Genomic DNA, 13,487 nt, shown 5'->3' on the forward strand with positions numbered 1-13,487 from the left:
GGGTCGGGCACGCGCGAGCGCGCCGCCGCGAAAGTCTAGTCGACGGGCGCGCGACTGCCCTTACGGCAGGCGCAGCAGGTGGTCGAGCGCGAGGCGGTACGAGCCGAACCCGAAGCCCGCGATGACCCCCGTCGCAACCCCCGAGATGACGCTCGTGTGCCGGAACTCCTCGCGCGCGTGCGGGTTCGACAGGTGCACTTCGATCACCGGGATGCCCGCCTCGGTCACGAGGGCGACCGCGTCCCGCAGTGCGTAGCTGTAGTGCGTGAAGGCCGCAGGGTTCAGGATGACCGGCGTGCGAGCATCCACCGCCTCATGCAGCCAGCCGATGAGCTCGGCCTCATCGTTGGACTGTCGCAGGTCGATCTCGACCCCCTCGGCCGCGGCGCCGAGCTCGGAGCGCAGCTCGTCGAGCGTCGCCGTGCCGTAGATTGCGGGCTCGCGCGTGCCGAGACGGTTGAGGTTGGGCCCGTTGAGCACGAGCACGCGGGTGACGGCGGTCATGGCGTCACCCTACCGGCGCGCGAGCTCACTCCCCCACCTCCTGGTAGGCGGCGAAGAGCATCGACTCGTCGGTGCCGTTGAGCACGCGCGGGCGGGCGACGTCGTCGAGCACGATGAAGCGCAGCATGCCGGCGCGGGTCTTCTTGTCGCGCTGCATCGTGGCGAGCAGGGTCTTCCAGCGGCCCAGCGGATAGCCGGTCGGCAGCGTCAACGAGGCGAGGATGCGGCGCGTGCGGTCGACCTGCTCGGCCGGCAGCGAGCCGGCGAGGTGCGAGAGCTCGGCGGCGAAGACCATGCCGATCGCGATCGCCGCGCCGTGCCGCCAGCGGTAGCGCTCGGCGTGCTCGATCGCGTGGCCGAGCGTGTGCCCGTAGTTCAGGATCTCGCGCTGGCCCTGCTCGGTGAAGTCGTCGCTCACGACGGCGGCCTTGACCCGGATGCTGCGCTCAATGAGCTCGCGGAAGATCGGGCTCTCGCGGTCGGTCGCGACGCTCACATCGGCCTCGAGCAGCTCGAGGATGACCGGGTCGGCGATGAAACCGCACTTCACGACCTCGGCGAACCCCGCGAGGATCTCGTTCTGCGGCAGCTCGGCGAGCAGGTCGAGATCGACGATCACCGCGGAGGGCGCCCAGAACGCACCGACGAGGTTCTTGCCCTCCGCCGTGTTGATGCCGGTTTTTCCGCCCACGGCGGCGTCGACCATGCCGAGCACGGTCGTCGGAACCTGCACGACCGCGACGCCGCGCAGCCAGGTGGCGGCGACGAAGCCGGCGAGATCGGTCGTGGCTCCCCCGCCCAGGCCGACCACGGCATCCGTGCGCGTGAAATCGGTCTGGCCCATGATCTGCCAGCAGAAGGCGGCGACCTCGATGCGCTTCGCGCCCTCAGCATCGGGCACCTCGGCGAGCAGCACCTCGACGCGGCCCGCGAGCTGCTCGCGCAGCGCCTCGGCCTGCGCGGCGAGCGGCGGAGCATGGATGACGAGCACCTTCGCGGCCGCGGGCGGCAGCACGGCGGCCAGGTCGGCGACCAGTCCGCGGCCGACGCGGACGTCGTAGGACGAGGCTCCCGTGACGGGGATGACGGTGATGTCGGTCATGATCCTCCGGCCGCGGCGGCGCGGTCGCACGCCCACTCGGCAATCTCTTCGGCGATGTGGTCGATGGGGCGCGACGAGGTGTCCCACGTGGCGACGGCGAGGGCGGTGTAGGTCGGCATCCGGCTCGCGACAAGGTCGACCCAGGCGCCGATGCCGTCGCGCACGAGCGGACGGGTCTCGGGGTCGAGCCGCTCGGCGGCCGCCTCGGGGCTGATCGTGAGCAGCACGACCGGCAGGCCATCCACGGCCTCGGCGATGCTCGGCGTCATGACGGCGCCCCCGCCGAGCGAGACGACCGCGCCGGGCTGCCGCAGCGCTTCCGCGACCGCGTCGGCCTCGAGGGCGCGGAACGCGGCCTCCCCCCGCGTCGCGAAGATCTCGGGGATCGGGCCGTTTGCGGCGACGATCTGCTTGTCGGTGTCGATGAACGGTGCTTCGAGGATGCGCCCCAGGCGCTTGCCGACGCGCGACTTCCCGGCGGCCGGAGGGCCGATGAGCACGACGAGCGGGCCGCGAACGGGCCCGGGTTCGACGGCGTCAGCCACGACCGTCGGAGACCGCCGTCGTGAGGGTCGCGGGCATCGCCGCGAGGTAGCCCTCGAAGTTGCGGCGGGTCTCGGCGATCGAGTCGCCCCCGAACTTCTCGAGCACGGCCTCGGCGAGCACGAGCGCGACCATGGCCTCGGCGACGACGCCCGCGGCGGGCACGGCGCACACGTCGGAGCGCTGGTGGTGAGCGGGGGCGGCCTCGCCCGTCGAGGTGTCGACGGTGCGCAGTGCGTGCGGCACGGTCGCGATGGGCTTCATGCCCGCACGCACGCGCAGCACGGTTCCCGTGCTCATGCCGCCCTCGGTGCCGCCCGCGCGATCGCTCAGCCGCTCAATGCGGCCGTCGTCGACGACGAGCTCGTCGTGCGCGGCCGAGCCACGGCGGCGCGTGGTCTCGAAGCCGTCGCCGACCTCGACACCCTTGATGGCCTGGATGCCCATGAGCGCAGCGGCGAGCTTGGCGTCGAGACGGCGGTCCCAGTGCACGTAGGAGCCGAGCCCCGGCGGCACGCCATAGGCGAGCACCTCGACGACGCCGCCCAGGGTGTCGCCCTCCTTGTGGGCCGCGTCGACTTCCGCGACCATGGCCGCGCTCGTCTCGGGGTGCAGGCACCGCAGCGGATCGGCGTCGAGGCGATCGACGTCGTCGGGCAGCGGCAGGGGCGCGTCATCGGGCACGCGTACCGGCCCGATCGCGAGCGTGTGGGCGACGAGGCGGATGCCGAGCTCGCCGAGGAACGATCGCGCGACCGCGCCGAGCGCGACGCGCGCCGCCGTCTCTCGCGCACTCGCGCGCTCGAGCACGGGGCGCGACTCGTCGAATCCGTACTTCTGCATGCCGACGAGGTCGGCGTGGCCGGGGCGCGGCCGCGTGAGCGGCGCACCGCGCGCGCCGGTCAGCTCGGCCGGGTCGACCGGGTCGGCGCTCATGATGGTCGTCCACTTGGGCCACTCGGTGTTGCCGATGCGTAGGGCGATGGGGCTGCCCATGCTCCGCCCGTGGCGCACGCCACCCGAGATCGTCAGCTCGTCCTGCTCGAACTTCATGCGGGCACCGCGCCCGTAGCCGAGCTTGCGGCGCTGCATGTCGGCCTGGATGGCCTCGCGCAGCACGGGCACGCCCGCGGGCATCCCCTCGAGCACGGCGATCAATTCAGGGCCGTGGGATTCCCCGGCGGTCAACCAGCGCAGCATGCCCCCATCCTCCCATGATCGATGGAGGCAGGATGCCGCGAGCCGCCTCAGACGGCGTCGAGCGCCGCGCGCATCGCGGCCTCGACACCCGCCTCATCGCCGAGCGGCGAATCGGTCTGGCCCGAGACGAAGAACCGCACCTGGCGCACGGCCTGGTGCAGCAGCATGTCGCGCCCCGAGGCCACGCGCCCACCGACCTCGAGCCACTGGGCGGCGAGCGGTCCCGGCCAGGGGTGGTAGGTCACGTCGAGCGCGACCGCCGTGGTGCGGGCGTCGAACGGCAACTGCTGGCGCAGACCGACGCCGTTCGGAAGCGTCCACGCGACCACGTCGGCACCTTCGACGACGTGCTCGAGATCGCCGAGCCGCACCACGTCGAGCTCGAGCCCCAGATCGTCGGCAAGCTGCGCGAGCGCTGCGGTGCGGGCGGGTTCGCGCACGGCGACGGTTGCGCTGCGCACCCCGAGGCCGTCGAGCGCCACGAGCACCGAGCGGGCCGTGGCTCCCGCTCCCGCGACGACGGCGTGCCGTGCGTTCTCGAGCCCGGCATCGAGCAGCGACCGCTCGATGCCAGCGACATCGGTGTTGCGCACGATGCGGCGTCCGTCGTCGGCCAGCAGGAGGGTGTTCGCGGCGCCGGTCAGCGAGACGGCGTCGTCCCATTCGTCGGCGAGACGGTACAGCTCCTCCTTGAGCGGCATCGTCGCCGACAGCCCCCGCCAGCTGCGGTCGAGACCGTCGACGAAGCCGCGCAGCTCATGCTCGCGCACCTCGTGCCGGTCGTACCGCCAGTCGAGGCCGAGCTGCCGGTAGGCGGCCGTGTGCAGCACGGGCGAGAGCGAGTGCTCGACGGGGTGCCCGAGCACCCCGAGACGCCTAGGCACAGTAGGCCGCATTCTCCTCACTCGCCCGGCACCAGGCGCGCAGCTGCGCCACGCCCTCCTCGTGCTGCCCGATCGTCTCGGAGAACTTCGTCTCGCCCGTCGCGAGGTTGACCGTCACGAAGAAGAACCAGGGACCGTCGGCGGGGTTGAGCACCGCGTCGATCGCGACGTCGCCCGGTGCCGCGATCGGCCCGATCGGCAGCCCCTCGATGACGTAGGTGTTGTACGGGTTGTCGGCATCGAGGGCGTCGCCGCTCGACCACACCGAGCCCGTCTCCCCCGCGCCGTACTGCGTCGACGAATCGAACTCGAGCCGCCAGCCGTCGGCGAGCCGGTTCTCGATCACGCGCGACACCCGGTAGAAGTCGTCGGCCAGTCGGGCTTCGCGCTGGATGAGCGAGGCCTTCGTCAGCACCGTGTGGCGATCCTCGACCGCGACCCCTGCCGCATCGAGGCGCGAGAACATCTCGTCGACGAGCGTGCGGATGTGGTCTTCGGCGGTCGTGTTCGGCTCGAAGGTGTAGGTCGCGGGGAACAGGTAGCCCTCGATGTTCGGGGCGACGTCGGGGATGCCGTAGATCGAGGGATCGGCGATGGCCGCCTCGTAGTCCGCGAGCGGCAGGCCGGTGCCCGCCGAGAGCGCCTCGATGACCTCACCCGCGCGCAGACCCTCGCGCACGGTGGCGCTCAGCTCCACCTTGTTGGCCGGGTCGAGCAGCGCATCCAGCGCCGACTGCGCCGACATCTCCTCCTGCAGGCGGTAGGTGCCCGGGATGAACGCGATGGAGTCGTCCGCGAGCAGCAGATCGTAGAACGCATCGAAGGTCATGGTCACGCCCTGCTCGACGAGCGACGTCGCGACATCGGCGCCGATCTCTCCCGAGTAGATGGTCACGAGCACCTCCGTGCCGTTCCCGGTGCCCGCGTAGTCGTTCGGCAGTTCCCAGCCGAGCACCTCGCGCACTTGCTCCTCGTAGTTCGTCCAGACGTACCACGCCCCGGCCGCGGCGATGCCGGCGAGCAACGAGAGGATGCCGAGCACGACCCAGGGCCACCGCCGACGTCGGCGCGGCGCGCCACCCGCCGTGCCGCGACCGCGCCCGCCGCCCCGACGCGATTCGCTCTCGCGCGCGGCCCGACGGCTGGCCGGGGCCTCGCCGTCGCTCGGCGCCGTCGCCGTCGTCGCGGGCGCGCTCGGCGCGGCGCCCGGCTCGCTCGGCTGCGAGCGGAAGATGGCGTCCCAGGGATCGTTATCGGTCACGCGGTCGGTCGTCCTTCGTGCGGCTCGACGAGCGCGCCGGGCGGGTTCCCGGTCGAGCGCTCGAGGTCGAGGGCGTGCTGGAGCAGGATAACAGCGGCGGCCTGGTCGACCACGGAGCGCGAGTTCTTCGCCGTTCGCCCCGCCTCGCGCAATCCGCGCGCGGCGCTCACGGTCGTCAACCGCTCATCGACGAGGCGCACGGGCACCGGCAGAACCGCGGCGAGCTGCTCGGCGATGTCGCGCGAGTCGGCCGTCGACGCCGTCTCGGCGCCGCTGAGCGACAGCGGGACGCCCACGATCACCTCGATCGCCTCGTGCTCCATGACGAGACTCCGGATGCTGCCCACGGGCTCCTCGCGCCGGGCGAGCGTCTCCACCGGCGTCGCGAGCATGCCGTGCGGGTCGCTGCGCGCGACGCCGACGCGGGCACGGCCCACGTCGATGCCGAGCCGCACGCCCGTGCGCACGATCAGTGCCGCAGCTCGGCCAGCACGGCTTCGATCGCCGCGGGGATCGCCGAGGGGTCGACGCCCCCGCCCTGGGCGAGGTCGTCCTTGCCGCCGCCGCCGCCGCCGAGCACGCCCGAGGCGGTGCGCGCGAGCGCCCCGGCCTTCGCGCCGGCGTCGCGCGCCGCCGGCGTCGTCGCGACGATGACCGTGGCCTTGCCCGCGACCTCGGCGGCGAGCACGACGACCGTGGGGCCGTCGTTCAGGCGGCCGCGCACGCTCGTGGCGAGCATCCGCACATCGTCGGCTGACCCCAGCGCGCCGAGGTTCTCGGCCACGACCGTGTAGCCGCCGAGCGTCGTCGCCGCAGCGACAAGCGCGGGTACGCGTTCGGTCAGGCGCGCCGACTCGTACTGCGCGATCGTCTTCTCGGCCGCCTTGAGCTGTGCGCTCAGGTCGGCGATGCGGTCGGCGAGTTGGTCGCGCGGCGTCTTGAGCGAACTCGTGAGCTGCTGCACGAGCGCGCGCTCGGCGGCGAACTCGCGGAAGGCCTCGAGGCCGACGAGCGCCTCGACGCGGCGGTTGGTCGAGCCGACCGACGATTCGCTGACGAGGCTGATCATGCCGATCTCGGCCGAGGCTGCCACGTGGGTTCCCGCGCAGAGCTCGCGCGACCACGGGCCGCCGATATCGACGACGCGCACGGTGTCGCCGTACTTCTCGCCGAACAGCGCCATCGCGCCGAGCGACTTGGCCTCGTCGAGCGCCATCACGCGCGTCGAGACGGGCAGGTTGTCGCGCACGGCGATGTTGCTGATCTCTTCGATCTCGCTGCGGGTCGCCGGGCTGAGCGCCTGGTTCCAGCTGAAGTCGAGGCGCATGTAGCCGGCCTTGTTGTACGAGCCCGACTGGTGCGCATCGCTGCCGAGCGTCTGCCGCAGCGCCGCGTGGATCACGTGGGTCGCCGAGTGCGCCTGCGTGGCCGAGCGGCGGTAGACCGGGTCGACCTGCGTCGTCGCGGCATCGCCGACGTGCACCTCGCCCGAGCGCACCTGAACGGTGTGACTGATGAGCCCCTTGACGGGCTTCTGCACGTCGAGCACCTCGAGGTCGAAGCCGGTGCCGACGATCGCGCCCTCATCGCTGTCCTGACCGCCCGACTCCGCGTAGAGCGTCGTCTCGGCGAGGATCACCTCGGCGATGTCGCCGGCCTGCGCGACCGGCACGCTCTGGCCGCCGACGAGGATGCCGAGCACCGTCGTCTCGGCCTGCAGCTCGTCGTAGCCGAGGAACGCGGTCTCGCCCGCGGCGCGGAACTCGCCGTACACGCCGAGGTCGGCCAGCGCACCCTTCTTCGACTTCGCGTCGGCCTTCGCGCGCGTGCGCTGCTCGGCCATGAGGCGGTCGAACTCGGCGCGGTCGACCGTGAGGCCGTTCTCCTCGGCCATCTCGAGCGTGAGGTCGAGCGGGAAGCCGAAGGTGTCGTGTAGCTGGAAGACCGTGTCTCCCGGCAGGGTCGACGCGCCCGACGCGGTCGTCTCGGCCACGGCGAGGTCGAGGATCGTGGTGCCGGCCGCGAGCGTACGCAGGAACGCCTCCTCCTCACCGAGTGCGAGCCGCGAGACGCGGTCGTAGTGCTCGGTGATCTCGGGGTAGGCGGCGCTCATCGCGTCGCGCGAGGCGGCGAAGAGCACGTCGAAGCTCGGCGCGTCGACCCCGAGCAACCGCATGGCGCGGATGCTCCGCCGCAGCAGGCGGCGCAAGATGTAGCCCCGGCCCTCGTTGCCCGGTGCGACGCCATCCGTCATGAGCATGAGGGACGAGCGCACGTGGTCGGCGATGACGCGCATGCGCACGTCGTCGCCGTGGTCGGCGCCGTAGCGGCGCCCGGAGAGCTCGGCCGCGGCATCCAGCACCGGACGCACTTGGTCGATCTCGTACATGTTCTCGACGCCCTGCGTGAGGAACGCGACGCGCTCCATGCCCATGCCGGTGTCGATGTTCTTGTTCGGCAGCTCGCCGAGGATCTCGAAGTCGTTCTTGCCCGTGCCCTCGCCGCGCAGGTACTGCATGAAGACGAGGTTCCAGATCTCGACGTAGCGGTCGTCATCCGTCGCGGGACCGCCGTCGACGCCGTACGCGGGCCCGCGGTCGAAGAAGATCTCCGAGCAGGGGCCAGCGGGGCCGGGCTGGCCGGTCGACCAGTAGTTGGTGTCCATGTCGAGGCGCTGAATGCGGTCGTCGGGCAGGCCCGCGATCTTCTTCCAGAGCGCGATGGCCTCGTCATCGTCCTTGTAGACGGTGACCCAGAGGTCCTTCTCGTCGAAGCCGAGGCCGCCGTCGCTCTGCGACGTCGTCAGCAGCTCCCAGGCGTACCCGATCGCGCCTTCCTTGAAGTAGTCGCCGAACGAGAAGTTGCCGTTCATCTGGAAGAACGTGCCGTGGCGCGGCGTCTTGCCGACCTCTTCGATGTCGTTCGTGCGGATGCACTTCTGCACGCTCGTCGCGCGCGGGTAGGGCGCGGGCACGACGCCCGTGAGGTAGGGCACGAACGGCACCATGCCGGCGACCGTGAAGAGCAGCGTCGGGTCGTCGCTGACGAGGGAGGCGGAGGGCACGACCGTGTGACCGCGGGTTCCGAAGAACTCGAGCCACCGGCGCTGGATGTCGGCGGTCTGCATGAGGGGCTGTGGCGTCCTGAGTCGAAAAGGGGCGGGGCGCGGAGCCCCGCCGGCTACTTGAGGCGGCTGGTGAGGTCGGCGATGGTGTCTTCGGCCTCGGCGACGGCGGCACGCAACTCGGCCTCGCGCTGCTTGTAGCCGTCGACGACGGCCGAGCCGAACTCGCGGGCCTTGGCGTCGACGTCGTCGAAGAACTGCTTGCCCTGCGGGGTCTTCGAGACCTGGTGGGCGGCGACGAAGCCGAGCGCAATGCCGACGATGAGCCAGGCGGCGTTCTTCATGGGTGCTCCCTCGTGAGAAGTCGGATGTGGTGGGCTCCCAGCCTAGCGGCCGAACGCGAACGGGGGCCCGGCCACTGGCCGGACCCCCGTTCGACGGAGCGTGATGCGAGCGACTAGCGCGCGGCGTAGTACTCGACGACGAGCTGCACTTCGCAGGTCACGGGGACCTCGGCGCGCTTGGGGCGGCGCACGAGGCGCGACTGCAGCTTGTCGAGCTCGACCTCGAGGTAGGCCGGAACCTTGGGCAGCACGTCGACGTGACCGCCGGCGGCCGCGACCTGGAACGGCTCGGTGCCCTCGGAGCGCGGCTTGACGTGGATCAGCTGACCCGGCTTGACGCGGAACGAGGGGCGGTCGACGAGCTGGCCGTCGACCATGATGTGACGGTGCACGACCATCTGGCGCGCCTGCGCCGTGGTGCGGGCGAAGCCCGAGCGCAGCACGAGGGCGTCGAGACGCATCTCGAGCAGCTCGACGAGGTTCTCACCCGTCAGGCCGGCCGAGCGGCGGGCCTCGTTGAACGCGATCTTGAGCTGGGCCTCGCGGATGCCGTACTGGGCGCGGAGACGCTGCTTCTCGCGCAGACGAACGGCGTAGTCGCTGTCGGCCTTGCGCTTGGTGCGGCCGTGCTCACCGGGAGCGTAGGGGCGCTTCTCGAGGTACTTGGCGGCCTTCGGGGTGAGGGCGATGCCGAGCGCGCGGGAGAGGCGGGTCTTGCTGCGAGTGCGTGACTTGGTAGACACGGTTTCCTTCCATGGGCGTGGCCGAGAATTTCAGCGGCTCACGGGCGTACACCGCTCCGTCCGGTCCGAACGCACGCCGAGGCGCTTCGGTGGAAGCTTCGAGGGAGGGTGTGCCCATATCTGACGGGCCGAGCAAGCCTACCAGAGCCGGGGCGCGCGCTCGTCAGTCGGCCGCATCCCCGCGGGTGATCGCGCGCAGCTTCGCAAGGCGGGCGGCGATCTCGCGCTCGTGCCCGCGCTCGGTCGGCTGGTAGTACTCGGTGCCGACGAGCGGATCGGGCAGGTACTGCTGCTCGGCCACCCCGACGGGCTCGTCGTGCGGGTACACGTATCCCTTGCCGTGCCCGAGCCGCTTCGCGCCCGGGTAGTGGGCGTCGCGCAGCGGTTTCGGCACGCGGCCCAGCCGGCCCGCGCGCACATCGGCGATCGCGGCGTCGATGCCGACGTAGGCGGCGTTCGACTTCGGTGCCGTCGCCAGGTAGACGACCGCCTCCGCGAGCGGGATGCGCCCCTCGGGCATGCCGATCAGCTGGACGGCCTGCGCCGCGGCGACGGCGATGGGCAGGGCCTGCGGGTCGGCCGTGCCGATGTCTTCTGCCGCCGAGATGATGACGCGGCGGGCGATGAACCGCGGGTCCTCCCCCGCTTCGATCATGCGGGCCAGGTAGTGCAAGGCGGCATCGGGATCGCTCCCCCGGATCGACTTGATGAAGGCGCTGATGACGTCGTAGTGCTCGTCGCCCTGCTTGTCGTACCGCAGCAGCGCCCGATCGACGGCCGCAGCGACGATCTCCGCCGAGATGACGGGATGCCCCTCGCGGGTCTCCCCGCCCGCCGCAGCCGACTGGGCCCCGGCCTCGAGCGCGGTCAGCGCCCGCCGCGCGTCGCCCGAGGCGAGCCGCACGATGGCCTCGCGCGCCGCTGGCTCGAGCTCGACCCGACCGGCGAGGCCGCGCGGATCGATGACCGCGCGGTCGACGAGCACACCGAGGTCGTCATCGCTGAGCGCCTCGAGCGTCAGCAGCAGACTGCGGCTCAGCAGCGGCGCGATGACCGAGAACGAGGGGTTCTCGGTCGTTGCCGCGATGAGGATCACCCAGCCGTTCTCCACGCCCGGCAGCAGCGCGTCCTGCTGCGCCTTCGTGAATCGGTGGATCTCGTCGAGGAACAACACGGTCGACGTGCCGTACAGATCGCGGTCGGCGAGAGCGCGCTCCATGACCTCGCGCACGTCCTTGACCCCGGCCGTCACTGCCGACAGCTCGACGAACCGCCGGCCGCTCGAGCGCGCGATCGCCTGCGCGAGCGTCGTCTTCCCCGTGCCGGGCGGGCCCCAGAGGATGACGGAGACCGCGCTCGGGGCACGGCCGGGATCGTCGCTCGCGAGGCTCACGAGCGGGGATCCGGCCCCCAGCAGATGCCGCTGACCGGCGACCTCGTCGAGGCGCGTCGGCCGCATGCGCACGGCGAGGGGAACCGCGGCGCTGCCGAGGCCCGGCTGAGCATCCATGCCCCCAGGCTACTGGCCCGCCCCGACCCGACCCGGGCGCGCGCACCGGGCGGGAGTGCTCGACTAGAGTTCACTGCGGCGCGGCCGCACGAACGGCGTCCGCCGTCGGATGGAGGAGCAGTGGCAGCCGCATCGGCCAACAACCGCGAGACGCAGGACCGCCTGCGCCGCTACCAGGCGCGTCAGACCGTGCACGAGACCAAGACCGCTCGCCGCAAGCGCGACAACCTCGTCGGGGTGCTCGCGATCGTCGTCGTCGGAGCCCTGGCCGCGACCGCACAGATCGTCTACTTCACGGCCGGACCGGGCACGCCGGAGCCCGTCGCGAGCGCCAGTCCCGCGCCGACCGACCCCGCAGCGGTCGCCCCCGACCCCGCGCTCAGCGAGTTCCGCACGTGGACCGGCACCATGACCCTCAACGAGGGAATCGAGCTGGAATACGAACTCGACGGGCTCGCGGCACCGCAGGCCGTCGCCTCGTTCGCGAGCCTCGTGCAGAGCGGCTTCTACGACGGTCTCAGCTGCCACCGCCTCACGACCCAGGGCATCTTCGTGCTGCAGTGCGGCGACCCCAACGGCGACGGCACCGGCGGCCCCGAGTACCGCTTCGGCCCCATCGAGAACCCGCCGCTCGACGACGTCTACACGACGGGCGTCATCGCGATGGCCCGCCAGGGTGGCGACGGCGCGAGCATGGGCAGCCAGTTCTTCATCGTCTACGACGAGTCGACGATCCCGGCCGACGCCGCGGGCGGGTACACGATCATGGGCCGCATCACGAGCGGCCTGGATGCCCTGATCGCCGACGTCGTGGCCGCGGGCGTCGAGGGTGGTGCGCCCGACGGCGCACCGGCCGTGCCGACGGTCATCTCGGGCATCACGATCCAATAGCGATCAGCGGCGGCAGGGCCCCGGCCCGAGCCGTGCCGCCGACCGTGCCATATGCTGAAAAACCGCGCGGACACTGCCGCGCGCGTGCGCACTCGATGAGGATGAAGCAGACGTGTCAGCGAACGAGAAGAGCCCCTGGGGCCGGGTCGATGAGACCGGCACCGTGTACGTCACCGACGCGGGTGTCGAGCGCGCGGTCGGGCAGTACCCCGACGGGACGCCCGACGAGGCGCTCACGTACTTCACCCGCAAGTACGTCGAGCTCGAGGGCCAGGTGCGCCTCCTCGAGCAGCGGGCGAAGGCCGGCGCTCCCGCCGCCGACGTCGCCAAGACCGTCGCGACCCTGACCGCCGCGCTCGAGGCCCCGGCCGCCGTCGGCGACATCGCGGCGCTGCGAGCCCGGGTGGGGGCGCTCACCGAGACCGTCGAGAAGCTCACCGAGGAGCAGAAGGCCGAGGCCGCCGCCGCAACCGAGGCCGCGGTCGCCGAGCGCACCGCGATCGTCGAAGCGGCCGAGGCACTCGCCGCGAAAGACCCGCAGTCGGTGCAGTGGAAGCAGGCCTCGAGCGAGCTCGACGCCCTGTTCTCGCGCTGGAAGGACCACCAGGCGAACGGACCGCGACTGCCCAAGAAGCAGGCCGACGACCTCTGGAAGCGGTTCCGTGCCGCGCGCACGACGGTCGAGACCCACCGCCGCGCCTTCTTCGCCGGGCTCGACTCCGAGCACAAGGAGGTGCGCGCCCGCAAGCAGGCGCTCATCGACAAGGCCGTCGCCCTCGCCTCGCAGGGCACCGGCGGCATTCCCGCCTACCGCCGCCTGCTCGACGAGTGGAAGCTCGCCGGGCGCGCCGGCAAGAAGGTCGACGACGCGCTGTGGGCCCAGTTCAAGGCCGCAGGCGACGCCCTCTACGCCGCCAAGGCCGAGGTTGACGCGCGTGAGAACGAGGAGTTCGCGGGCAACCTCGCTGTCAAGCTGGCCCTGCTCGACGAAGCCGCTCCCCTGCTCACCGCGACCGACCGGGTGCAGGCGCGCGCGACGCTGTCGAACATCCAGCGCAAGTGGGACGCCGCGGGCAAGGTGCCGCGCGACCAGGTGAAGGTGGTCGAAGACCGCATGCGCCAGATCGAGCTCGCGGTGAAGAAGCTCGAAGAGGAGCACTGGAATCGCTCAGACCCCGAGAAGAAGGCGCGCTCGGAGGGGCTCGCCGCGCAGCTCGAGCAGGCGATCGCCGGGCTCGAGGCCGATCTCGCCGCGGCGACGGCGGCGAAGGACTCCAAGCGCATCGCCGAGGTCACCGAAGCTCTCGAGGCGCGCCGCGCCTGGCTGAGCGCTGTCGACCGCTGAGCGCTACTCACGCCTGTGCGCTGCTGACGCCTGAGCGCTGCTGACGCCTGAGCGCTGGTGACGGCGGAGCGCGGCCGGGGGCTGAGCGCGGCCGAC

Annotated in this window: 13 protein-coding genes; 2 read left to right on the plus strand and 11 right to left on the minus strand. The window is 71.8% G+C overall.

Going from position 1 to position 13,487, the window contains the following annotated elements; translation table 11 throughout:
- Positions 1 to 60: 60 nt before the first annotated feature.
- From aroQ to NNL39_RS12050, 11 genes are all read right to left on the minus strand, one after another.
- The gene (gene aroQ / locus NNL39_RS12000) at positions 61 to 504 is read right to left on the minus strand and encodes a type II 3-dehydroquinate dehydratase (RefSeq protein WP_255159509.1); all 444 of its coding nucleotides are present in this window, start codon (positions 502 to 504) and stop codon (positions 61 to 63) included.
- 25 nt (positions 505 to 529) lie between these two features.
- Positions 530 to 1,606: a 3-dehydroquinate synthase gene (gene aroB / locus NNL39_RS12005; protein WP_255159510.1), complete on the minus strand. Its 1,077-nt coding sequence runs from the start codon at positions 1,604 to 1,606 to the stop codon at positions 530 to 532.
- A complete protein-coding gene (locus NNL39_RS12010; RefSeq protein ID WP_255159511.1) occupies positions 1,603 to 2,151 on the minus strand; it encodes a shikimate kinase in 549 nt (182 codons plus the stop codon). Before NNL39_RS12010 ends, aroB begins: the two co-directional genes overlap by 4 nt.
- Positions 2,144 to 3,349: a chorismate synthase gene (aroC, locus tag NNL39_RS12015; protein ID WP_255159512.1), complete on the minus strand. Its 1,206-nt coding sequence runs from the start codon at positions 3,347 to 3,349 to the stop codon at positions 2,144 to 2,146. The genes NNL39_RS12010 and aroC overlap by 8 nt, the downstream gene beginning before the upstream one ends.
- 47 nt (positions 3,350 to 3,396) lie before the next feature.
- Positions 3,397 to 4,215, minus strand: a complete 819-nt coding sequence (locus NNL39_RS12020) for a shikimate dehydrogenase (protein ID WP_255159513.1) — start codon at positions 4,213 to 4,215, stop codon at positions 3,397 to 3,399.
- 10 nt (positions 4,216 to 4,225) lie between these two features.
- Positions 4,226 to 5,494 carry an endolytic transglycosylase MltG gene (gene mltG, locus NNL39_RS12025; protein ID WP_255159514.1) on the minus strand — a complete coding sequence of 423 codons (1,269 nt, stop codon included), beginning with the start codon at positions 5,492 to 5,494 and terminating at the stop codon, positions 4,226 to 4,228.
- Complete coding sequence (gene ruvX, locus NNL39_RS12030) at positions 5,491 to 5,961, minus strand: Holliday junction resolvase RuvX (protein WP_255159515.1); 471 nt, start codon at positions 5,959 to 5,961, stop codon at positions 5,491 to 5,493. The genes mltG and ruvX overlap by 4 nt, the downstream gene beginning before the upstream one ends.
- 2 nt (positions 5,962 to 5,963) lie before the next feature.
- Positions 5,964 to 8,621 carry an alanine--tRNA ligase gene (alaS, locus tag NNL39_RS12035; RefSeq protein WP_255159516.1) on the minus strand — a complete coding sequence of 886 codons (2,658 nt, stop codon included), beginning with the start codon at positions 8,619 to 8,621 and terminating at the stop codon, positions 5,964 to 5,966.
- A 53-nt stretch (positions 8,622 to 8,674) separates the two neighbouring features.
- A complete protein-coding gene (locus tag NNL39_RS12040) occupies positions 8,675 to 8,902 on the minus strand; it encodes a hypothetical protein (RefSeq protein WP_255159517.1) in 228 nt (75 codons plus the stop codon).
- Between the two features lie 113 nt (positions 8,903 to 9,015).
- Positions 9,016 to 9,645, minus strand: coding sequence for a 30S ribosomal protein S4 (gene rpsD, locus NNL39_RS12045; protein ID WP_255159518.1), 630 nt, complete (start codon positions 9,643 to 9,645; stop codon positions 9,016 to 9,018).
- A gap of 163 nt (positions 9,646 to 9,808) precedes the next feature.
- Complete coding sequence (locus tag NNL39_RS12050) at positions 9,809 to 11,155, minus strand: replication-associated recombination protein A (protein WP_255159519.1); 1,347 nt, start codon at positions 11,153 to 11,155, stop codon at positions 9,809 to 9,811.
- Between the two features lie 120 nt (positions 11,156 to 11,275).
- Between NNL39_RS12050 and NNL39_RS12055 the strand changes: the two genes are divergently transcribed.
- Complete coding sequence (locus NNL39_RS12055) at positions 11,276 to 12,046, plus strand: peptidylprolyl isomerase (RefSeq protein ID WP_255159520.1); 771 nt, start codon at positions 11,276 to 11,278, stop codon at positions 12,044 to 12,046.
- Positions 12,047 to 12,158: 112 nt separating this feature from the next.
- Positions 12,159 to 13,391, plus strand: coding sequence for a DUF349 domain-containing protein (locus tag NNL39_RS12060; protein WP_255159521.1), 1,233 nt, complete (start codon positions 12,159 to 12,161; stop codon positions 13,389 to 13,391).
- The last annotated feature ends 96 nt before the right edge of the window (positions 13,392 to 13,487 follow it).

The organism is Microcella humidisoli, assembly GCF_024362325.1.
Taxonomy (GTDB): Bacteria; Actinomycetota; Actinomycetes; order Actinomycetales; family Microbacteriaceae; genus Microcella; species Microcella humidisoli.